This is a genomic window from Devosia sp., from assembly GCF_035944845.1.
GTDB lineage: Bacteria > Pseudomonadota > Alphaproteobacteria > Rhizobiales > Devosiaceae > Devosia_A.
In genome coordinates this window covers 1-22269 of record NZ_DASZAW010000080.1, presented here as the reverse complement: position 1 = coordinate 22269, position 22269 = coordinate 1, and the positions used below count along the sequence as shown (strand labels likewise).

Sequence of the window (22269 nt, the reverse complement as noted above, 5' to 3'; positions counted from 1 at the left end):
CACAGTCGATGAACTCCTTGCGGCCGACCGTACCCTGCTTCTGGTCGATGACGACAAGACCTTCCTGACCCGCCTCGAGCGGGCCATGCAGAAACGTGGCTTCGATGTCCGCATTGCCGACACCGTGGCCGGCGGCCTCGCCGCCGTGTCCGAGGCCCCTCCCGCCTACGCGGTGGTCGACCTGAGGCTCGAGGATGGCAACGGCCTCGATGTAGTCGCGGCCCTGCACCAGAAGCGCGAGGACGCCCGTGCCGTAGTTCTCACCGGCTATGGCAACATTGCCACCGCGGTCACCGCGGTGAAGCTCGGCGCCGTGGATTACCTCAGTAAGCCAGCCGACGCCGAGGACGTGATCAACGCCCTGCTCGCCACCGGCAACAAGCCGCCTGAGCCCCCCGAAAACCCGATGTCGGCCGACCGGGTGCGCTGGGAGCACATCCAGCGGGTCTATGAGCTGTGCGATCGGAACGTCTCCGAGACGGCGCGCCGGCTCAACATGCACCGCCGCACGCTGCAGCGCATTCTCGCCAAGCGCGCGCCGAAGTAATGAACTCACCGCAGCAGAAGGCCCCCTCACCCGGCCTTCGGCCGACCTCTCCCCCAAAGGGAGAGGTGGCGTGTCGGCACGATCGTGCCACAACCTCACCTCTCCCTGGGGGGAGAGGTCGCCGCGTAGCGGCGGGTGAGGGGGCCTTCCACTCTTCCTAGAACAAACCGGAGCACGCCATGACCGTCACGCTACATTTCCACGGGGCGTCGGGCACCGTGACCGGCTCGTGCTATCGCGTGGTGCACCCCAAAGGGCAGTTCCTCGTCGATTGCGGCATGTTCCAGGGCAACAAGACGGTCCGCGATCTCAACTACAAGCCATTCCCCTTCGATCCCAGGGCGATCGATTTCCTGCTGTTGACGCATGCTCACATCGACCATGCTGGCCTGCTGCCGCGGCTGACCCATCTGGGGTATCGCAAGCCCATCTGGGCCACCGAGCCGACCAACGGACTGCTCGAATATCTGCTCCCCGATGCCGCCGGCATCCAGGAGAGCGAGGCCGACCGCGAGACCAAGAAGCGCTCTCGCCGCGCCGAGGAGCCGTTCCAGCCGCTCTATGTGATGGAAGATGCCAACGAGGCGTTGAAGCTCACCAAGGGCCTGACATACGAGGAGTGGATCACCCCCGGTCCGGGGGTCCGCGCCCGCTACTGGAATGCCGGCCACATCCTCGGCTCGGCCTCGATCGAGGTTGAAGTCGAGGACAGCAACGGCAAGCCGATCCGCATCCTGTTCTCGGGCGATCTCGGCCCCGACGTAAAGGTGTTCTGGGAGGCGCCCGACGCGCCGGCCGGTTACGACTACATTTTGTCGGAGTCGACCTATGGCGGCCGCGAGCGCGAGGACTACACCCTCAAGCAGCGCCAGGACGCGCTGAAGACCGAAATCAATGCGGCGCTTGCCCGTGGCGGCAACCTGGTGATCCCGACCTTCGCCGTCGAGCGCAGCCAGGAGCTGCTGCATGATATCGGCTACCTGATCAAATCAGGCGAGATCAGCCCCAGCCTCGTTTTCCTCGACAGCCCGCTGGCTTCAAAGGTCACCGGCGTCTACCGCAAATACGCCTCGATGTTCGACGACGTCGAGCTCAGCGCCGACGAGCTGTTCAATGATTCCCGCTTCCGCATCGTCGAGAGCGTCGACGAGAGCAAGGCGATCAACTCGATCCGCGGCGGCGCCATCATCATGTCGGCCTCCGGCATGGCCGACGCCGGCCGCATCAAGCATCATCTCAGGAACAATCTGCCGCGCGCCAATGCCACCGTGCTGTTCGTCGGCTACCAGGCGCCGGGCACCCTCGGCCAGATCATCCAGTCGGGCGCCAGGGAAGTGCGCATCCATTCCGAGCTGGTGCCGGTGCGTGCGCAGGTGCGCAGCCTCGGCAATTACTCGGCGCATGCCGACCACTCCGAACTTGTCGCCTGGGTCACCAAGCGCCTGCCGGCGCATGGCGCGGTGTTTCTTACCCATGGCGAAGACGAGGAGCGCAAGGCCCTGCGGGCTGCGCTGATGCACGATGACGGCCTCGCCGGCGACCAGGTGCTGATGCCGCTGCTCGACGATGCCTTCGAGCTGAGGGCCGAAGGGATCGCCGGGGTCGCCCGTCCGGCCGAGCGCCGCATCGACCTCAGCCAGGTCACGGCCGACTGGCACAATGCCTATGCCAGCTTCATCATCGATTTGAGTCACCAGCTGCAAAGCGCCCCCAGCGATGCACAGCGCATCGCGGTGATGGAAGCGCTGAAGGCGACGCTCGCGGGCACCGGGCCGGTGACCCCGCCCTTGCCGATGAAGACGCAGGCCGGCAGTGCCCCGGTGCTGCACGGCGAGCCAAGCGGCGAGTAGGTCGCGCTTCTCTCGCAACACCCCCGACGCCGGAGCGAGTTGTCAGGTGAGGGCAAGCCTCACCCCTTCCGTGGCTCCAGGTACCGCGCCAGGTAGAACGCCAGCAGCAGCGGCGGCAGCAGCACTGCGAAGGTGATGCGGATCGACGCGACATTGGCGATCCAGCCGAGCAACGCCGGGGCGCCGAGCAGCAGCAGTTGCTGGCTCATGGTCAGCGCCGCGACATTTTCCGAGGCCGGGCGATCGCCGAGCCGCGCCGCCGCCGAGGCGGAGAGCGGGAACGACACGCAGACCCCGAAGCCGATCAGCGTGAAGCCGCAGAGCGCCACGATGAGGTTCGGCGAGAACACCACCAGCAACAGCCCGACCAGGCCACCACCGTCAGCCCCCGCGCCAGCGCCACCGGGCCCCAGCGGTGCACGGCGCGGTCGGCGAGCAGCCGGCCGATCGACTGCGCCGTCATGAAGGCCGGCAGCGTCAGCGTATCGACCCAGTCGGGGGCGACGAAGCTGTCGCGCATGAAGATCACCGACCAGTTGCGCAGGCCGCCTTCAAGCAGCGAGGCGCCGATGGCATAGCCGAGCAGCAGCAGCGTCATGGTGGTCGGCAGCGCGATGCGGAAACCCTTTGCCGTGGTGCTGTGCGGGCGCGGCGGGGCAGCCTGCATCGGCCAGGCGAACAGCGCCATCCCGACCAGGACCGGTATGAGCACGAGGGCAAAGTGCAGTGCCGGCGCGACATTGGCGCCACGCATCGCCGTGCCGATCAGCGAGGCGGTGAGCAGCCCGATGCTCCAGACGCCGTGGCAGGTGTTCATCAGCCGTCGGCCCGAGGCGGCTTCCACCCGGTCGGCCTCGACATTGATCGAGACGTTGCTCAACGCGAACACCGCGCCAAACACGGCGAAGCCGAGCCACATCACGACGAGGCTCGGCGCCAGGGCGATGCCGACCAGCACCAGCCCGAGCAGGGGAATCGTGGTGAGGATGATCACCCGGGTGCCGAGCCGTTCGACCACCTGGCTGGCGAACAGGAACGAGACGATGGCGCCAGCTGGCTGGCCGAGCAGCGCCAGCCCGAGCTGTGCCTCGTTCAACCCCAGCGCCAGCTGCATGTCGGGGATACGGCTGAATATGCCGCCTTGCGCCAGCGCATGGAGGAAGAACGCGATGGCGATCGGTGGAGGCATGCTCACTTGAGGCGGATACTCTGGATGACAGGCGGGCTGCTTTCGGCCCGCCTAGAGGTCATTGGGGTCCATCAGGACATGGATGCGGTCGGCGCCGAGCCGGGTGAGCTTCAAGAGCATCGCCTTGCGGCGGGCCGGCGGTAGCGGCGTCTCGCCCGCCATGCGCAGGATCGCCCCGTCATGTCCGTCAGCCACCATCAGCCCTTCCTCCACCGGGAAGATATCCGGGTCCAGCTCCGGCGGTTTGGCGAAGAAGAAGCGGTCGCAGAATTCCTTGTAGTTCGGCCATTTGCGGTCGACCTGGAAATCGACCAGCGAGGATTTGATCTCGACGATCCAGATCTCGCCCTTGGGGCCCACCGCCAGCACGTCGGCGCGCCGCCCGTTGCTGAGCGGCACCTCGGCGTAGCAGCAGAAATCATGGGCGTTGCGCAGGAACCGCATCACCCCCCGTTGCACCCGCAGCGCCGTCGGCGATTGCCTGAGGTCGACGATCGGCGGCAGTTCAGCCATGGGGCGTGGCGGGCTCCGGTTCGGTGATCAGTGGTGTCGGCCTGGCCGACAGTGCCCGGATCACCAGCAGCGCCGCGATGATCAACGGCACGCAGATGAAATACGACATGCGGATGCCGAAGCTCTCGGCGACGAAGCCGAGCAACGGTGGCCCGAGGAAGAACACCACGAACGTCATCTGCCCGAGCGAGGCGACGTTGACCGAGGCCGGACGATCGGTGCGCTGTGCTGCTGCCGAGACGGCAAGCGGATAGACCGACGAACAGCCGAGCCCCATCAGCATGAAGCCGAACAGCGCCACGAACGGGTGCGGCGCCAAGCCGACGATGATCAGCCCGATCGCAGCAATGCCCAGCAGCGCGCCCGCGACGACCCGCGGGCTGTAGCGTTCAACCACCGGATCCATGAACAAGCGGGCCAGCGCCATGAACAGCGAGAAGATGGTGATCGACAGCCCGCCGATGAACGGCTCGACCTGGAACACGTCGCGCATATAGATCGCCGACCAGTCGATGCCGGCGCCCTCGACGAGCAGCGGCGCCGCGCCGATCAGGCAGAGCGGCAGGAGGCCAATGGTCGGAAAGGCGACGAGCGGCATCTTGCCCTCGTGGCTATCGGCGCGGGCCGGGGCGTTCTCGATCTTCGAGAACACGAAGTAGCCGGCGACCACCACCACGATCAGGGCGATGAAAGTGTGCATGTGCACCGACACGCCGGCCTGGCGTACGCCGGCCGAAATGAAGGCGGTGACGAAGAAGCCGAGGCTCCACATGCCGTGCGCCCGGCTCATGATGCGGGTGCCGAGCTGCGCTTCGTGCCGGTCGGTTTCGAGATTGACGTTGATCTCGAGCGCCCCGGCCAGAATCCCGGCGATGAAAAACACCGGCAGCAGCAGGATGGCCGAGGGGATCCACGGCACGATCGCATACATGGTGGAGGCGCCGAACACCGTAACGAAGGCGGTGGTGCGCGCCCCGTATTTTTCGATCAGCGGGCTCGAGAAGGTGAGGCCGCAGAGTGCGCCGATCGACATGGCGATAAGCGTCAGGCCGAGCTGTCCTTCGGTGAGGTTGAGCGAGCGCTGCAGGTCGGGCAGGCGACTGAGCAGAGCGCCCATCGACAACGCGAAGACGAAGAAGATCCCGTAGACCCGCTGATGCGGCTTCAGACTAAACATCAATCAACCTCATGCCGGATCGGCTTGGCACCGAGTGCTCCGGCGAAAATCAGACTTAGAATGACCAGCGGAATGCCGATGCCGAACGACCAGCGGATGCCGAAATGCTCGGCAACATAGCCCAGAAGCGGCGGCCCGAGGAGGAAGGCAACGAACGAAATCTGCGCCAGCGACGCGACATTGGTCGCCGCCGGCCGATCGGTGCGCTGCGCCGCGGCCGACATGGCGAGCGGGAAGATCACCGAGGTGCCCACCCCCATCAGCCCGAAGCCGACCAGCGACAGCCAGTCGGATGGCGAAAAGAACACGATCACCGCGCCCACCCCGAGCACGCTGAGCAGCACGCGCGACACCAGCGTCGGGCTGTAGCGTTCGACGAACGGATCGGCAAAGAACCGCGTCACGGCCTGGGTGAAGGCGCCGAGCGCCACCGCGAACCCGGCAAGGAACGGCGACACCTGGAACTCGCCTTTCATGTAGATCGCCGACCAGTCGATGCCGGCCCCTTCCATGATCATGGCCGAGAGCGTCACCGCCACCAGCACCATGATGGCGAGGGTGGGTGCGGCGAAGCGCGGCGCCTCCTCGGTCGAGGCGCCGCTGCGGTGCGGTGCCGGGGTGAAGCGGCCGAGCAGCAGCGCCACCCCCAGGATGACCACCGGCACCATCAGCAACAGGTGCAGCTGCACGCCGAGCCCGGTCTGCGCGATCGCCGCGCTGACGATGCCGGCCGAAAAGAAACCAAAGCTCCAGAACGCATGCGAGCGGTTCATGATGCGCCGTCCGATCATGTGCTCGGTGCGATCCGCCTCGAGGTTGAGGATGATCTCGATGCCACCGATGACGAGCCCGACCGGCACCAGCAACAGGAAGAAGGCGAGCGGCCCGGTGGCGAAAGAGGCGATGGCGTAGCCGAGCGCCAGCAACGGGATCAGCGTCAGGATGGCCCGGCGATAGCCGAAGCGGTCGAGTAGCGCGCCGGCAAAGCTCAGCGAAATCAGTGTGCCCAATGCCGCGCCGATCAGACCGAGGCCGAGCGCCCCCTCTTCGATGCCCATCGCATGCTGGATATCGGGCAGGCGCGGCGGCAGGCTCCCCATGCAGAACGAATAGATAAAGAAGCCGCCATACACCCGCTGCTGCGGCGGCAACTCGATACCGAATCTCATCTTGGGGGGAACTCGCGGGTAGGAACGCCGGCGACCCTAGTAAAATCGGTTCAAAGGGGCAAGGTGGCGTTTGTGATGCGGGTTATTGGTGGGCCTGCCGATGCCGTTCGCTCACCGGTGCCCCCGCGGTCGCACAGGCGCTAAGTCGCGGTCGTGCCCCACCCACCGGCTGTCATCCCTGCGAAGCAGCGACCCATCCATCCACTTGCGCGGGCCGTGAGTTGGGTCCCTGCTTTCGCAGGGATGACACCGAGTACTGCGCGCTGTCGGTGGGCCGGGGGAGTAAGCGCTAAACCGCCACCTGCATCTCGTCGCGCATCACGCTCACCCCGCGCGCCGGCGAGCGGATGATCTCCAGCCGCCGGTACTGCAGGCCGGCCCGGCCATGCGTCTGCTGCGCGCCACGATCGGGACCGAGATAGGTGGCGGTCTCGAAATAGACCTGCGTGTGCTCGACCAGCCGTTCCAGCCGGCCGGCCACCCGCTGCTGCGTGAAGGGCAGGGTGAGCACGTCGTCGAACCCCATCTCGACACAGGTCTTGATCGCTTCGACCGAGGGGCTCTCGGAGAAGTAGACCATCGGGGAGAAGCGGATGCGGCGGCTCGGCGAGAAGCGGATGGCGTCGGCCACGCTCTTCAGCCCGCTGACGTCGTCGACCGCCGCGAACAGGAAGAACAGCAGCGGCGTCTGCTGCGCCTGCGTTTCGGCGGCGGCAAGGCCGGCATAGTTCTGAACGTTCGGGAAGCCCAACCCGCGCGCCAGATCCGTCAGCGCTGCCCCCGGACCATCCGGGGGGCCGACCACATAGGCGCAGGCCCGCATCAAAGGCACTCCAGTCGATTGCATTCCCCGCGACACTATCGCTGAGAGCCGCTTGCGGCGGAGTTAAGATGGTGGCCGGCGCATATGAAGCCACCGGGCTCGCAGTGGTCCTCCACCGCGTAGCGGGGGAGGGGGACCAGCGAAGCTGGTGGAGGGGGCGGCCACACAAACCGGCGCTTCCTGCCGCCCCCTCCACCGCCTTCGGCGGTCCCCCTCCCCCGTTCCACGGGGGAGGATCACTGAGAGACCGAAGTTAAGATGGTGGCCGGCGCCGCTCGCCGCGGAACAGCGGACCATGTTCGCGCATCAGCGCGGCGATCCGGTCGGCCACCAGCCGAACTTCGGGCCGGTGGCGATCCTCGTGATGCGTCACCAGCCATTGCTCGGTCTCGAGTTCGGTGATCGGCATTGCCACCCGCACCAGCCGCGCATCGCTGTCGCCGACAAAGCAGGGAAACACCCCGAGCCCCGCGCCCGCCGCCACCAGTTCGCGCACGCTCTGCACATCGTTGCCTCGCACGCTGATCCGATCGCCGTGATGCGCCATCAGCCAGCGCGCCGAGGCGACGTTGGCGGCGTCGCCGGTGACCCCGACGAACAGCCCCGCTTCGATGCCGTTGATGAGATGCAGGCCCGAATAGAGCGCGTGCGCCACCCGGCCGATCTGCCGACCGGCGAGGTTGGGGTCGAGCGGCCGCTCCGAGCGCACCCCGATATCGGCGGCCCGCCGGCCGATGTCGAGCTTCATGTAGGCGGTTGCGAACTCGATGCGGATATTGTCGTCAACATGCCACAGCTCGCCGATATGGCGGGCGAGGAAGGCCGAGGTCCATGTGCCGGCCGAGATCCGGACGATCTGCTCGCCCACCGAGCCGTCGCGCCAGCGGGTCAGCGCCCGCATCGCCGCTTCCACATCCTCGGCGCGGGCCAGTAGTTCCTCGCCGGCCGCCGTTAGTTGGTAGCCGGTCTGCCGGCGGACGAACAGCGGCTCGCCGATCTGCTGCTCCAGCGCCGTCACCCGCCGGCCGAGCGTCGCGGCGCTGAGGCCCGTGGTGGCGGTCGCGGCGCTCAGTCCGCCGAGCCGCGCTACGTCGAGAAACAGCCGCAGGTCATCCCAGGAGATGGTGTCGCCGACGCTCATCTTTCATTCCTGCAAAACGCATTGCGGTAATGCTTGTATCGCTTCAAGCAGCAGCCGGGCAAGTATGAGGCGTTCGGAGCACGCTTTCTGGCCAACGACTTGGCTTGGGTGTGGCTCCATCAAGCATAGCGCCATCAACAGGAATGTCCGCTCCGTCGCCGGAGTGAAGACGGTGTCGCTTTGCGTGGTTGAAAGGAGACCGAAGATGTTCAGAACCTTGACCCGACGCCTCGTCGAATGGTCACGCCTCCGCCGCGACATCCAGCGGCTGAAGCAGCTCGACGATCACCTGCTGGCTGATCTCGGCATCGAGCGCAAATGCATCACCCACAGCGCCAGGACGGGTGAGAGATGAGCGTGACGCTGCGCCTGTGGGACGGGCAACAGGTTCCCCGCGTCGGTGTCGGCTGCTGGGCCATCGGCGGTCCGTTCAAGATGGATGGCCGGCAGGATGGCTGGGGCGAGATCGACGACGCCCAGTCGCTCATGGCACTTTCCATCGCCCATGAGCTCGGCGCCCGGCTCTTCGATACCGCCGATGCCTATGGCACCGGCCACAGCGAGGAGGTGCTGGGCGCCGCCTTCGGTAACCGCGCCGACGTGGTGATCGCCACCAAGTTCGGCTTCACCCATGATCGGCAGAGGCGCGAACTCACCGGCACCGACGTCACGCCCGAGTATATGGAGGTGGCCTTGGCCGCCTCGCTGAAGCGGCTAAGGCGCGATCGCATCGACCTCTACCAGCTGCATGTCGGCGATGCCTCGGCCGAGGCGATGGACCGGCTGGCGCCAGCGCTTGAGCGGCGCGCCGAAGCCGGCGAGATCGGGGCCTGGGGCTGGAGCACCGACGATGCCGCGGCGGCGTCGCGGGTGCTGCACTACCCGCACTTCAAGGCGGTGCAGCAGGGGCTCGACGTGTTCCGCGATGGTCCCGAAATGGTGGCGCTCTGTGACCGGAACCGCCTGCCCAACCTGATCCGCTCGCCGCTGGCCATGGGGTTCCTCACCGGCAAGTTCACGCGGGAGTCGCAGCTGTCGACCGACGATGTGCGCGGCGCCGGCCATGGCTGGGTGCGCGACTTCAAGGACGGGCGGCCCTCGGCGGAGTCACTGCGCAAGCTCGATGCGATCCGCGACGTGCTGACCAGTGGCGGCCGTTCCCTGGCGCAGGGGGCGCTCGGCTGGGTGCTGGCCCGTTCGCCGCAGACCATCCCGATCCCCGGCTTCAAGACCGAGGCGCAGGTCCGCGACAACCTGGGGGCGCTCGACATGGGCCCGCTCCCCATGGCCGCCATGGCCGAAATCGACGCTCTGCTGGGGCGCGAACTGGCCCTCGAGGAAATCTGAGATGGAAAAGCGACAGTTCGGCTCGATCGGCGAAGTGAGCTGCCTGACTTTGGGTGGCGGCGGCATCGGTCAGGTCTGGGGCGAAACCAGCCGCGAGGAAGGGATCGCCACCTTGCACATGGCGGTCGAGCACGGCATCGACGTGATCGACGCGGCGCCTGGTTACAAGGTGTGCGAGGCGCTGATCGGCCAAGCCTTCGAGGGCCGCCTGCCCACGGGCGTCAAGGTCACCACCAAATGCGGCATCGGCACTCTGCCCGACGAGCAGGTCTATCGCCGCCTCCGTGCCTCGCTGGAACAGAGCTTGACCGCGATGCGGCTCGAGCAGGTCGACCTGTTCTTCCTCCACAACCAGATCTGCCCGGACGATTTCGTCTATCCCGTCGAGAACGAGCGGCGCGCCGAGATCGCCACCACCTGGTCGAGCTATCGCGATGCCGTGGTGCCGGCGTTCCAGCAGTTGCAGCGCGATGGGCTGATCGGTGGCTGGGGCATCACCGGGGTGAGCGTGCCAGCGACCATTCTCGACGCGCTGACCTTGGCGCCGCGCCCGCATGCCGTGCAGGCAGTGGCGAACCTGCTCGATAGCCCCGGCGGGCTGATCGGCTTTTCAACCCCCTCCCGGGCCCGCGACATTATCGAGGCGGCGCATCTGAGCGGCGTCGGGGTGATGGCAATCCGCGCGGTACAGGCCGGAGCCCTGACCTCGAGCTTTGATCGCAAGTCGCTGCACGATCGCGATACCGCGGACTTCGAGGCGGCCGCGCCGTACCGCGCCCTCTGCGCCAAATGGGGCGAGGACCCGGCGATCATCGCCTACCGCTACGCATTGGGGATGGCCGGCGTCGAGACGCTGGTGCTGGGGGTGAAGAACCGCGACGAGCTGTCGGACGCGCTGAGCGCCGAACGCGCCGGTCCGCTGGAGCCGGCACAGCTTGCGGCGATCGAGGCGCTGGAGCTGCGGGAGGTGGCTGCCTGAGCCGTGACCCGGCCACGGGCTCGATGCCCACCTCCCCCTAGACGGGGGAGGCAAGCGAAGCTTGGGAGCGCCAGCGACCTAGCGCAGCTCGGAGGGGGTGTGCGGAGGCACGGTGCTTGTGGCCGCCCCCTCCACCAGCTTCGCTGGTCCCCCTCCCCCGCCCCGCGGGGGAGGATCACTGTGAGTCCGGTACGTGGGTCAGCCCGCGCCAGCCCCCGAAGCGACTCACACGATCCCACCACCTCCGGCCGCCACAGCCGGGCGCACTGCCGCAACGCGCTGTCGATACCCCGCCTTGCGGTAAGCGGCGATCGGGTCGATGGCGCCGTTGGCGTCGAGCCGCGCCTTGGCAAGGATCGGCTCGACATCGGTGCGGAATGCCAGCTTCAGCGTTTCCGACGCCATCAGCGCGTCGTCATCCTGCTGGTAGCCCTCGAGCGCCTTGCGGTCGACCAAGAGCGCCAGTGCATAGGCGCGCCGCACCTCGTTGGCCGAGCGGATCAGCGATTCGATCGGGTCGGTGACGTTGTGGCTCTGGTCCAGCATGTGCGCCGGCTCGAACCCTGGGGCGTTGCGGAGTTCGGCATCGACCAGTTCGTTGAATACCAGGAACAGCCGGTAGGGGTCGATCGAGCCGGTATCGAGGTCGTCGTCGCCATACTTGCTATCGTTGAAGTGGAAGCCGCCCAGTTTTCTGAACTGGATCAGCCGCGCGACGATCATCTCGATATTGACGTTCGGCGCATGGTGCCCGAGATCGACCAGGCACTGCGCCTTGTCGCCGAGTTCGGTGGCGATCAGATAGTTGGTGCCCCAGTCCTGCACCACCGTCGAGTAGAACGCCGGCTCGTACATCTTGTGCTCGGTGAAGAGCTTCCAGTCGGCCGGCAGGTCGGCATAGATCGCCTTCATCGCGTCGAGGTAGAACTCGAACACCTTGGTGAAGTTGACCTGGCCCGGGAAGTTCGAACCGTCGCCGATCCACACGGTCAGCGCCTTCGAACCGATGGTCTTGCCGATCTCGATGCATTCGAGATTGTGCTCGATCGCCTGCTGGCGTGTCTGTTTGGCGTAATTGGCCAGCGAGCCGAACCGGTACGAATGTTTCTGGCCCGGCGCGTCCGAGAAGGTGTTGGAGTTCATCGCGTCGAACCCGAGCCCGAAGCGGCTCGCCGCCTGCTTCAGCCGGTTCGGATCGGCCTTGTCCCACGGAATATGCAACGAAACGTTCGGCGTGGCGCGGGTCAGCTGGTTGATCACCGAGCAATCTTCGAGCTTGTCGAAGATATCGCGCGGCTCGCCGGTGCCGGGGAATTTCGCAAAGCGCGTGCCGCCGGTGCCGACACCCCAGGAGGGGACGGCGACGGTATAGGCACTGACTTTCTTCAACACCGCATCGATGTCGATGCCGCGCCGGCTGAGCTGCTCGCCCAGATGTGCGTAATCAGCCTCCAGCGCCTTGCGGTTGGCGTCGTTAGTCTGGTCGACCACGGACTGGTCGATGAGTTGGTCGGTCATGTTCTCTCCCCCTGTTCAAAAGGCCCCCTCACCCGCCGCTTCGCGGCGACCTCTCCCCCAAAGGGAGAGGTGGGTGGGGTGGCGCGATCTCGCCCCCATCGCACCTCTCCCTTGGGGACGCGGTAGCGCCCCGAGGGGGAGAGGTCGGCCCGCAGGGCCGGGTGAGGGGGCCTTTTCTTGTTACCTTGTGAACGACTGTGCGTTGCCGGCGTCGACGTTGATGATGTTGCCGGTGGATTTTGCCGAGGCGTCCGAGGCGAAGAAGTAGATCGCTTCGGCGATATCCTCGGGAAACACGCTCCGTTTCAGCAGCGAGCGCTCGCGATACATCTCTTCGAGCCCGTCCTTGTCGGTCTTGTAGGTCGAAGCACGCTGCTCGAGCCATTCGCCGGCCCAGATCTTGGAGCCGCGCAGCACGGCATCCGGGTTGACGACGTTGACGCGGATCTGCGCCGCGGCGCCCTCGAGCGCGAGGCAGCGGGCGAGGTGGATTTCGGCTGCCTTGGCGGTGCAATAGGCCGAGGCGTTGGGCGAGGCTGCGAGGCCGTTCTTGGACGCAACGAACACCACGTTGCCGCCGATCTTCTGCTGGCGGAACAGCCGAAACGCCTCACGCGACACCAGGAAATAGCCGGTGGAGAGGATGTCCATGTTCTTGTTCCACAGCTCGAGCGAGGTGTCTTCGATCGGTGCGGAAGAGGCGATGCCGGCATTCGACACCAGAATGTCGAGGCCGCCGAACTCGACCACCGCTTCGGCGAAGCCGGCGATGACCACGGCTTCCTGGGTGACGTTGAGCTTGACCGGCCGGACCACGTCCTTGCCGAAGGCCTTGCCCAGTTCGTCATTGGCGGCCGCCAGCGCCGCTTCGTCGATATCGGCCAGCACCACGCAGGCGCCTTCGCGCAACAGTCGCACGGCGGTCGCCTTGCCAATGCCGCCGGCGCCGCCGGTGACGAGAGCAATGTGGCCGGCCAGTGTTTTCGGCTTCGGCATGCGCTGGAGCTTGGCTTCCTCGAGCAACCAGTACTCGATGTCGAAGGCTTCCTGCTCCGGCAGCCCCTGGTAGGTGGAGACCGCCGACGATCCCCGCATCACGTTGATGGCGTTGACGTAGAACTCGCCGGAGATGCGGGCCGTCGCCTTGTCCTTGGCGAAAGTGAACATGCCGACGCCCGGCATCAGGTAGACCACCGCATTGGCGTCGCGGATGGCGGGGCTGTCCGGGTGCTTGCAGCGGTCGTAATAGCCCGCGTAGTCGGCGCGATAGTCCGCCGTCGCCTGTTCGAGACCGGCGACCACCGCATCGATATCGGGTTTGCTCGGGTCGAACTCGATCACCAGCGGCCGGATCTTGGTGCGCAGGAAATGGTCGGGGCAGGAGGTGCCGAGCGCCGCCAGCGGCTTCAAGTCGCGGGAGCCGACGAACTCCAGCACCGCGGCGCTGTCGTCGAAATGCCCGAGCATCTTGAACTCGTTGGAGATCAGCCCACGTATTTTCGGCATCAGCCGCGCCGCGATGGCCCGGCGCTCGGCGGCCGGCAGCGGCGCCACCAGCTGGCCGCCGAAGGCCGGCTTGCCGGCGGTCTTTTCCTCGAACCAGGCAATCGCCTTGTTGATGGTGTCGATGGTCTGCTCGTAGCATTCTTTGGGCGTATCGCCCCAGGTGAAGAGCCCGTGGCTCTCGAGGATCACCCCCTTGGCCGCGGGGTTGTCGAGGCAGAACTTTTCCAGCCACAGGCCGAGCTCGAACCCCGGGCGCTTCCACGGCAGCCAGCCGATCTCGTCGCCGAAGATCTCGCGGGTCAGGGCTTTGGAGTCCTTGCTCGCCGCAATCGCGATAATCGCATCGGGGTGCATATGGTCGACGAAGGCGTGCGGCACATAGGCGTGCAGCGGCGTATCGATCGAGGCGGCGCGCGGGTTGAGGTTGAACGTCGCGTGCGGCAGGTAGCCGACCATCTCGTCTTCGTGCGCGAGGCCGCGATAGAGCCCCTTCAGCGCGCGCAGCTTGTCCATGTAGAGCGTCGCGAACCCATCGAGCTTGATCGAGGCCGAGTCGCCGCCCGAGCCCTTCACCCACAGCACTTCGACGTCTTGCCCGCTCAGTGGGTCCTTCTGGAAGATCTTCGAGGAGGTATTGCCGCCGCCGTAGTTGGTGACGCGCCTATCCGAGCCCAGGATGTTCGAGCGGTAGACCAGCCGCTCCGGCTCGCTCATCGCTGCCGCTTTGGCGTCGTCCCAAAGGTTCTGAAGGCGCGCTGGCGCGGTGCTGGACATTGGATCCCTCCCGTAGAGATGTATGGCAGTTATTGAGCACGGGACTAGCTCCCGTAGCTTACTGCTGTCAATCAGAAACCGTCAGAAACCATCAGCATCGCCACGAAAGTCGCACGATCTGATTGACACTGACAGTTTTTGGTGAAAATGAGTCCGTCCAGGGAGAGCAAATGCACGAAACCGAACGCCACAGGGTGATCCTCGCCGCCGTCCAGGCGCGTCCGCTGGCCACTGTCGCCGAGCTGGTCGATATCACCGGCACGTCCGAGGCGACGATCCGCCGCGATATCGCGGCACTGCATGTCGAGGGTCGCCTGCGCCGGGTGCGCGGCGGCGCCGAAGCGATCAATCCGCCCGAGCAGGGCGGGTTGATGGGTCGCCCGTTCTCGGTCAACGAAACCATCAATATCGCCCAGAAGCGCGCCATTGCCCGCGCTGCTGCCGACCTCTGCAAGGATGGCGAGCCGATCATCATCAATGGCGGCACCACCACCTACCAGATGGTGCACTACCTGACCGGTCGCCGGCTTTCGGTGTTCACCAACAGTTTTGGCATCGCCGAGTTCCTGATCCACAATTCGCGCAACTCGGTCGTCATCCCCGGCGGCACCATTTATCGCGAGCAGAACGTGATCCTGTCGCCGTTCGGCGGCGTGGTGGCCTCGCATTTTTATGCCAAGCGCATGTTCATCGGCTGCCAGGGCCTCGGCGCCCATGGCCTGATGGAGGCCGACCCGATGGTGGTGCAGTCCGAACTGGCGCTAATCAACCAGGCCGAGGAACTGATCGTCCTCGCCGACAGCTCGAAATTCTCCGGCCGCTCCAGCCTCATTCTGTGCGGGCTCGATCGCATCCACTCCGTCATCACCGATAACGGCATCCGCGATGAGGATCGCGCCATGCTGGAAAAGGCGGGCGTCATGCTCACCGTGGTGGAGGCCGCAGAGCAGAAGTCCCAATCGGTCGCCTGACCGGTTGGCAACAACGACTACCAAACGTTCAGGGAGGAACGATATGAGCCTATTGAAGAAACTTGCCGTTGCAACGGCGCTGACCGCCGTCATGCTGTCGGCTCCGGCCATGGCCCAGACCAAGATCGCCCTCGTCGTCAAGTCGCTCGGCAACGGCTTTTTCGATGCCGCCAACAAGGGGGCGCAGGAAGCTGCCGCTGAGCTCGGCGATGTCGAGGTGATCTATACCGGCCCGACCACGGCGACCGCCGAGGGCCAGATCGAAATCATCAACTCGCTGATCGCCCAGAACGTCAACGCCATCGCGATTTCGGCCAACGATCCGGACGCGCTGGTGCCGGCGCTGAAAAAGGCGATGGAACGCGGCATCACCGTGATCAGCTGGGACTCGGGCGTCGCGCCTGAGGGCCGCTCGGTGCACCTCAACCCGTCCGATACCAACCTGATCGGCGAGACCATCATCAAGCTCGCCGCCGACTATCTGCCGGATGGCGGCGACGTGGCGATCCTCTCGGCCTCGTCCACCGCGACCAACCAGAACGCCTGGATCGAAGCGGCGAAGAAAGTGCTGCCCGAGAAGTTCCCCAAGATCAACCTCGTCGCCACCGTGTACGGCGATGACGACTCGGTGAAATCCACCAACGAAGCCAAGGGCCTGATCGCGTCCTACCCGAACCTCAAGGCAATCATCGCCCCGACCACCGTCGGCGTCGTCGCTGCCGCGCAGGTGGTGACCGATGACAACCTGATCGGCAAGATCAACGTCACCGGCCTGGCGCTCCCGTCCGAGTTCAAGCAGTTCATCGACAATGGCGCCTCGCAGGCCGTGGCGTTGTGGAACCCGATCGACCTCGGCTACTCGGCCGTTCAGATCGCCTACCAGCTCGCCACCAAGAAGGCCGAAGCCAAGCCCGGCGCCACCATCTCGATCGGCCGCGTCGGCTCGATCACCCTCGATGACACCAACTCGGCCGCCATGGCCGCGCCGTTCCAGTTCGACAAGTCGAACATCGAAGAGTTCTCGAAGATCTACTGATCCGGGGATGAACACGCCCGGCGGCGTAGGCTGCCGGGCTTCTACATTGAGGCCACCGGTCTCGCCCAGCCCACGGGCTGTCATCCCTGCGAAAGCAGGGACCCATGTCACCGCCTGCACCCAGCCGAGCGTTGGGTCCCTGCTTTCGCAGGGATGACAGCCGGTGTGGTGGCGCCATGTGGTGCATACCCGAGCAGAATGACCAGCAATGTCCCAACCCAAGCTCACCCTCTCCGGCGTCACCAAGTCCTTTCCCGGCGTGCGCGCGCTGCATGAGGTGAGCCTCGAGCTCTATCCCGGAGAGGTGACCGCGCTGATCGGCGAGAACGGCGCCGGCAAGTCGACGCTGGTGAAGGTCCTCACCGGCATCTACCAGCCCGACGCGGGTGAGATCGTGCTCGACGGCAAGCCGGTGAGCCTCGGCTCCGCCCACAAGGCGTTCGAGCTCGGTATCACCGCCATCCATCAGGAAACCGTGCTGTTCGACGATCTCAGTGTCGCCGAGAACATCTATCTGGGTCATGCGCCGAAAACCCGCTTCGGCACCATCGACTGGACGTTGATGCGCGCCGATGCGCGTCGCGTGCTCTCCGACATGGGCGCCGGACACATCGATGCCGAGGCACGGCTGCGCGACCTGTCGATCGCCAACAAGCATCTGGTCGCCGTCGCCCGCGCCATGTCGATCGATGCGGAAGTGGTGATCATGGACGAGCCGACCGCGGCACTCTCCCACAAGGAGATCGAGGATCTGTTCGTGCTCATCGAGCTCTTGAAGGAAGACGGCAAGGCGGTGCTGTTCATCAGCCACAAGTTCGATGAGATCTACCGCATCGCCGACCGCTTCACCGTGTTCCGCGACGGCGAGATGGTCGGCAAGGGGCTGATCGACGAGACGCCGCAGAACGATATCATCCGCATGATGGTCGGCCGCTCGGTCGATCACATCTTTCCCGCGCGGACGCCAGCCATCGGCGACACGGTGCTGAAGCTCGATGGCCTGAGCCACCCCACCGAATTCGACGATATTGGTTTCGAGCTCAGGCGCGGCGAGATCCTCGGCTTCTACGGCCTCGTCGGCGCCGGGCGCTCCGAGGTGATGCAGGCGATCTTCGGGCTGACCCCGACCTCGCGTGGCGCGATGACGCTGGATGGCGCGCCGTTCCAGCCGCGCACGCCTGCCGACGCCATCGCAGCGGGCATCGTCTATGTGCCCGAGGAGCGCGGCAAGCAGGGCGTCGTGGTCGACCTGCCGATCGTCCAGAACGTCTCGCTGCCCTCGCTGAAAAACACCTCGCGCCAGGGGTTCTTGCGCATGGCCGAGGAGTTCGCGCTGACCCGAAAATACACCGAGCGGCTCGACCTGCGCGCCGCCTCGCTCAGCCAGAATGCCGGCACCCTGTCGGGCGGCAACCAGCAGAAGGTGGTGATCGCCAAGTGGCTGGCGACGCAACCCAAGGTGATCATCCTCGACGAGCCGACCAAGGGCATCGATATCGGCAGCAAGGCCGCCGTACACGCCTTCATGGCCGAACTGGTAGCCGAGGGGCTGGCGGTGATCATGGTATCGTCCGAGCTGCCCGAAGTGATGGGCATGTCCGACCGCATCGTGGTGATGCGGGCCGGGCGGATCGATGCCGTGCTCGACAACCACGACCTGACTGCCGACGCGCTGGTCAGGCGCGCCATCGGCGCCCATGAGGTGGCGGCATGAACCGCAGCATTTTTGCGCTCGCGCCGCGCGGGCTGAAGACCCGCGAACTGTGGCTCGCCATCGGCATCGCGGTGATGATCGGCGCCATCGCCACGCGCGCGCCGAGCTTCGCCGCTCCGGCCAACCTCGCCGACATCTTCAACAACACTGCCATCCTGATGATCCTGGCGCTCGGCCAGATGGTGGTGATCCTGACCCGTTCGATCGACCTGTCGATCGCCGCCAACGTGGCGCTCTCGGGCATGGTGATCGCGCTCTGCAACGCATCCATGCCGTGGATCCCGGTGCCGCTGCTGATCCTCGCCGCGCCGCTGCTCGGGCTGGCGCTCGGCGCCATCAACGGCTTCCTCGTCTGGAAGCTCGATATTCCGGCGATCGTCGTGACGCTCGGTACCCTCACCATCTATCGCGGCACCACCTTCCTCGTCGCCGGCGGGCAGTGGGTAAACGCCGCCGAGATGACGCCCGACTTCATTGGAATCACCCGTCTCCAGCTGCTCGGCCTGCCGTTGCTCAGCTGGTTCGCGGTTGTCATCGCCGCCGCCTTCTATGTGGTGATGACGCGCACCCCGGTTGGTCGCTCGATCTACGCCATCGGCGTCAACCCGACCGCCTCGGTCTATGCCGGCATCAATGTCGGCCGCACCAAGTTCATCGCCTTCTGCATGTCCGGGCTGGTCGCCGGGCTCTGCGGCTATCTCTGGGTGTCGCGCTACGTCATCGCCTCCTCGGAGACGGCGGTGGGTTATGAGCTGCAGGTGATCGCCGCCTGTGTCATCGGCGGCGTCTCGATCGCCGGCGGTGTCGGCACGGTGGGGAGTGCACTGCTCGGCGCGCTGTTTCTCGGCGTCATCAACTCGGCTTTGCCGGTGATTGGCGTCTCGCCGTTCTGGCAGATGGCCATTTCGGGCGCCGCGATCATTCTGGCCGTCGTCCTCAATGCCCGTGCCGGCAAGAACACCGGCCGCATCATTCTCAAACGGGCGGAGGCCGTATCGTGATGGCTCGTTGCCGCCGCCTCCACCGGGTCATTCCCGCGAAAGCGGGAACCTCCGCTTTCCGGCCCCTCCGTGCGCGCCAAAACAGAGTTTCCCGCTTTCGCGGGACTGACACCGCGTGTGGGGCTGGTTCCTTGGATCTCCTGAAATGAACGACCAGACGCCCACCACGCGCCACGTTCCGGATCGGCTCGACAATCCGCTGCGCTCGGCGCTGTTCAGCTGGCCCAGCCTGCTGCTCGTCGTCGCCGTGGCGATCTTTGTCGCCAACTCGCTGGCCTCGCCGTATTTCCTCTCGCCCTGGTCGCTCAGCGACGCGACCTTCAACTTCACCGAGAAGGCGCTGATCGCACTCGCCATGGCGCTGCTGATCATCTCCGGCGAGATCGATCTGTCGGTCGCCGCGATCATCGCCCTGGCATCGACCGCCATGGGCTTCGCGTTGCAGTTCGGCGTCGATACACCGGGGCTCGTCGTCATTGGCATCGGCACGGGGCTCGCCTGCGGCGCCTTCAACGGCTTCCTCGTCACCCGGCTGGGGTTGCCCTCGATCGTCGTCACCATCGGCACGATGAGCCTGTTCCGCGGCATCAGCTTCATCGTGCTCGGCGACCAGGCCTTCAAAGGCTACCCCGAAAGTTTCGCCTTTTTCGGCCAGGGCTATGTCTGGTGGGTGGTGTCGTTCGAGTTCGTGCTCTTTCTCGCGGCGGCCGCCATCTATTATGTGGTCCTGCACCGGACCAGCTTCGGTCGCCGCATCTTCGTCATCGGCAACAATGCGACTGCCGCCCAGTTCTCGGGCGTCCGCGTCGAGCGCGTCAAGTTCGTGCTGTTCTGTCTGACCGGGCTGATGGCCGGCATCGCCTCGGTGCTGCTGACCAGCCGCCTCGGCTCCACGCGTCCCTCCATCGCCCAAGGCTGGGAACTCGAGGTCATCACCATGGTTGTACTGGGTGGCGTCTCCATTCTGGGCGGCGCCGGCTCGATTGTCGGGGTGGTGATCGCCGCCTTCATCATGGGGCTTGTCACCTTCGGCCTGGGGCTCTTGAATGTCCCCGGTATCGTCATGTCGATCTTTGTCGGACTGCTGCTTATCGTGGTAATCGCCCTGCCCATCGTCTACCGGATGGTTCGCAAGTGACCGTCCGCATTGTCGGGGTCATCGACATTGGCAAGTCCAATGCGAAAGTGGCGGTCGTCGATCTCGACAGCCGCACCGAGATCGCGGTGCGGAAGCGGCCAAACACCGTGCTGCGCGCCGGCAAGTACCCGCATTTCGATATCGACGGGCTTTGGCAGTTTGCGCTGGGCGCACTGCGCGAGCTCAACGACGAATTTCCGCTCGATGCCATCAGCGTCACCACCCATGGCGCCTCGGCGGCGCTGATCGATGCCGATGGCGAGTTGTCGCTGCCGGTGCTGGACTACGAGTTCGCCGGTCCTGACCAGTTCTGGGACGAGTACAACCGGGCTCGACCGGATTTCTCCGAGAGCTTCACTCCACGGCTGCCCGGTGGCCTCAATGTGGGGGCGCAACTGTTCTGGCAGGCGCGCGCCTTTCCCGCCGAGTTCGCCCGCACCCGCTGGATCCTCACCTATCCGCAATACTTCTCGTTCCGGCTGACCGGTGTCGTCGCCGAGGAGATCACCTCGCTCGGCTGCCACACCGACCTCTGGGATTTCACCACCAGCCTCTACTCGTCGCTGGTGATGATTGAGGGGTGGCTCGACAAGTTCGCCGAGGTGCGGCCGGCCTCCGACGTGCTCGGTGTGACGCTGCCCGAAGTGACCGAAGCACTGGGGTTGAAGCGCCCACTGCCGGTCTTTTCCGGCATCCACGATTCCAATGCGTCGCTGTTGCCGCACATCCTCGAGCGCGATCCGCCGTTCGGGCTGGTCTCGACGGGCACCTGGGTGATCGTCGCCTCGCCCGGCGGCGATATCGACAACCTCGACCTCGAGCGTGATTGCCTCGCCAATATCGACGCCCTGGGCCGCCCGGTACCCTCCGCCCGCTTCATGGGCGGGCGCGAGTTCGAGATGCTGACCACGCCGCGCGAGCCCACGAGCGAGACCATCGAGCGGGTATTGAACCAGGCGATCCTGCTGACCCCATCGGTGGTGCAGGGCTCGGGCCCGTTCCCCGGACGAGAGGCGCAGTGGAGCCGGCCGCGCGAAAGCTTGAGCGATGACGAGGTTTACGTGGTGACCTCGTTCTACCTGGCGTTGATGACGGCCGAATGCCTGCACCTTACCGGCGCCGAGAACCACACCGTGGTCGAGGGCCCGTTCGCCGGCAACGCGCTCTATCTCCGGATGCTGGCGGCGGCAACGGGACGGCCGGTGGAGCCGGTGAAGCGCAGCGCCACCGGCACTTCGATCGGTGCGGCCCTGCTGGCGCGCATGGACCGACCGCTGCCTGACGGGCATGAAACGGTGTTGATCGAGGGGGATGCTGCGGCGGCAGCGTATGCGGCGGCGTGGCGGAAGCTGGTGGGCTAGCAGGATCGGGCAAACTGATCACCCGGCGCGGGCCGACCCCCACCCTTGATCCCTCCCCCTAAACATGGGGAGGGAGACGCTAGCCGCGATATCGGAGTGAGGGTCTCCCTCCCCATTCTTAGGGGGAGGGGACAGGGGTGGGGGTCAGCCCGAACCGGCGCAAGAAACTAGAACTGGCTCAAGCTTCCGGACGCAATGCGTCGCGCACCGCCGCCTCGGCGGCTTCGATGCTGGCGAACACCTGGCCATCCACTCCGAACGCGTCGAGCTTGACGGCGAGGAAGCGGAAGCCGGCATCGTGCGCAACCAGGACGCCCTTCGGTTCGCCGTCGATATCGACGGCTATGGGCTTGGCGCTATGTGGCTTTTCGAACTGGGCATGCTGCATGGAATGACCTCCATCGGCACGTCTCTGGGGACGGCCGGGGTGTTACCTGAACTGTGAGACGAATGGGTGACAGAGGTCACATTCGTTTGGGTCGGTAACACCCGTTGGAGCGATCTACCCATTTACC

General features: G+C 65.7%; 21 protein-coding genes. 11 read left to right on the top strand and 10 right to left on the bottom strand.

The genetic code is table 11. The features are described 5' to 3' along the window. Window positions 1–547, top strand: a 547-nt coding sequence (locus VGV07_RS15960; RefSeq protein ID WP_414649963.1) for an ActR/PrrA/RegA family redox response regulator transcription factor, incomplete at its 5' end; no start/stop codon positions are given. Between the two features lie 179 nt (window positions 548–726). Continuing rightward, window positions 727–2397, top strand: coding sequence for an MBL fold metallo-hydrolase (locus tag VGV07_RS15955; protein WP_326869713.1), 1671 nt, complete (start codon window positions 727–729; stop codon window positions 2395–2397). Window positions 2398–2456: 59 nt separating this feature from the next. Here the strand turns inward: VGV07_RS15955 and VGV07_RS15950 are convergent, their stop codons facing one another. The 7 genes from VGV07_RS15950 to VGV07_RS15920 all read right to left on the bottom strand — a co-directional run bounded on the left by VGV07_RS15950 (window position 2457) and on the right by VGV07_RS15920 (window position 8409). Further along, entirely contained in the window at window positions 2457–2750 is a 294-nt protein-coding gene (locus tag VGV07_RS15950) for a hypothetical protein (RefSeq protein WP_326869712.1), read from the bottom strand. Then, window positions 2702–3586: an MFS transporter gene (locus VGV07_RS15945; protein WP_326869714.1), complete on the bottom strand. Its 885-nt coding sequence runs from the start codon at window positions 3584–3586 to the stop codon at window positions 2702–2704. Before VGV07_RS15945 ends, VGV07_RS15950 begins: the two co-directional genes overlap by 49 nt. A gap of 51 nt (window positions 3587–3637) precedes the next feature. Further along, window positions 3638–4099 (bottom strand): MmcB family DNA repair protein, encoded by a 462-nt coding sequence (locus VGV07_RS15940; protein WP_326869711.1) that lies wholly within the window; start codon window positions 4097–4099, stop codon window positions 3638–3640. Next, a complete protein-coding gene (locus VGV07_RS15935; RefSeq protein ID WP_326869710.1) occupies window positions 4092–5276 on the bottom strand; it encodes an MFS transporter in 1185 nt (394 codons plus the stop codon). The genes VGV07_RS15940 and VGV07_RS15935 overlap by 8 nt, the downstream gene beginning before the upstream one ends. Then, the gene (locus VGV07_RS15930; RefSeq protein WP_326869709.1) at window positions 5276–6445 is read right to left on the bottom strand and encodes an MFS transporter; all 1170 of its coding nucleotides are present in this window, start codon (window positions 6443–6445) and stop codon (window positions 5276–5278) included. The genes VGV07_RS15935 and VGV07_RS15930 overlap by 1 nt, the downstream gene beginning before the upstream one ends. 289 nt (window positions 6446–6734) lie before the next feature. After that, window positions 6735–7268 (bottom strand): hypothetical protein, encoded by a 534-nt coding sequence (locus tag VGV07_RS15925; RefSeq protein ID WP_326869708.1) that lies wholly within the window; start codon window positions 7266–7268, stop codon window positions 6735–6737. A gap of 253 nt (window positions 7269–7521) precedes the next feature. Next, complete coding sequence (locus tag VGV07_RS15920) at window positions 7522–8409, bottom strand: LysR family transcriptional regulator (RefSeq protein ID WP_326869707.1); 888 nt, start codon at window positions 8407–8409, stop codon at window positions 7522–7524. Between the two features lie 205 nt (window positions 8410–8614). On the opposite strand from VGV07_RS15920, the gene VGV07_RS15915 reads away from it, so the two are divergent. From VGV07_RS15915 to VGV07_RS15905, 3 genes are read left to right on the top strand one after another with little or no spacing between them, the layout of a single operon-like run. Next, entirely contained in the window at window positions 8615–8764 is a 150-nt protein-coding gene (locus VGV07_RS15915) for a DUF1127 domain-containing protein (protein WP_326869706.1), read from the top strand. Then, on the top strand, window positions 8761–9756 hold the full coding sequence (locus tag VGV07_RS15910; RefSeq protein WP_326869705.1) for an aldo/keto reductase: 996 nt from the start codon (window positions 8761–8763) through the stop codon (window positions 9754–9756). The genes VGV07_RS15915 and VGV07_RS15910 overlap by 4 nt, the downstream gene beginning before the upstream one ends. Before the next feature lies 1 nt (window position 9757). Beyond that, on the top strand, window positions 9758–10735 hold the full coding sequence (locus tag VGV07_RS15905) for an aldo/keto reductase (protein ID WP_326869704.1): 978 nt from the start codon (window positions 9758–9760) through the stop codon (window positions 10733–10735). Between the two features lie 225 nt (window positions 10736–10960). On the opposite strand, the gene rhaI is transcribed toward VGV07_RS15905, so the two are convergent. Both rhaI and VGV07_RS15895 read right to left on the bottom strand, forming a co-directional pair. After that, complete coding sequence (gene rhaI / locus VGV07_RS15900) at window positions 10961–12253, bottom strand: L-rhamnose catabolism isomerase (RefSeq protein ID WP_326869703.1); 1293 nt, start codon at window positions 12251–12253, stop codon at window positions 10961–10963. Between the two features lie 180 nt (window positions 12254–12433). Then, complete coding sequence (locus VGV07_RS15895; protein ID WP_326869702.1) at window positions 12434–14533, bottom strand: bifunctional rhamnulose-1-phosphate aldolase/short-chain dehydrogenase; 2100 nt, start codon at window positions 14531–14533, stop codon at window positions 12434–12436. A gap of 170 nt (window positions 14534–14703) precedes the next feature. Here VGV07_RS15895 and VGV07_RS15890 point away from each other — a divergent pair, with 170 nt between their 5' ends. From VGV07_RS15890 to VGV07_RS15865, 6 genes are all read left to right on the top strand, one after another. Continuing rightward, entirely contained in the window at window positions 14704–15504 is an 801-nt protein-coding gene (locus tag VGV07_RS15890) for a DeoR/GlpR family DNA-binding transcription regulator (protein WP_326869701.1), read from the top strand. A gap of 43 nt (window positions 15505–15547) precedes the next feature. Beyond that, window positions 15548–16540, top strand: coding sequence for a rhamnose ABC transporter substrate-binding protein (rhaS, locus tag VGV07_RS15885; RefSeq protein WP_326869700.1), 993 nt, complete (start codon window positions 15548–15550; stop codon window positions 16538–16540). 208 nt (window positions 16541–16748) lie between these two features. After that, the gene (locus VGV07_RS15880) at window positions 16749–18254 is read left to right on the top strand and encodes a sugar ABC transporter ATP-binding protein (protein WP_326869699.1); all 1506 of its coding nucleotides are present in this window, start codon (window positions 16749–16751) and stop codon (window positions 18252–18254) included. Then, window positions 18251–19255 carry an ABC transporter permease gene (locus tag VGV07_RS15875; RefSeq protein ID WP_326869698.1) on the top strand — a complete coding sequence of 335 codons (1005 nt, stop codon included), beginning with the start codon at window positions 18251–18253 and terminating at the stop codon, window positions 19253–19255. Before VGV07_RS15880 ends, VGV07_RS15875 begins: the two co-directional genes overlap by 4 nt. 145 nt (window positions 19256–19400) lie before the next feature. Continuing rightward, complete coding sequence (locus VGV07_RS15870) at window positions 19401–20393, top strand: ABC transporter permease (protein ID WP_326869697.1); 993 nt, start codon at window positions 19401–19403, stop codon at window positions 20391–20393. Continuing rightward, entirely contained in the window at window positions 20390–21754 is a 1365-nt protein-coding gene (locus VGV07_RS15865) for an FGGY-family carbohydrate kinase (protein WP_326869696.1), read from the top strand. Before VGV07_RS15870 ends, VGV07_RS15865 begins: the two co-directional genes overlap by 4 nt. A 178-nt stretch (window positions 21755–21932) precedes the next feature. On the opposite strand, the gene VGV07_RS15860 is transcribed toward VGV07_RS15865, so the two are convergent. Beyond that, on the bottom strand, window positions 21933–22142 hold the full coding sequence (locus VGV07_RS15860; RefSeq protein WP_326869695.1) for a hypothetical protein: 210 nt from the start codon (window positions 22140–22142) through the stop codon (window positions 21933–21935). Window positions 22143–22269 lie beyond the last annotated feature (127 nt).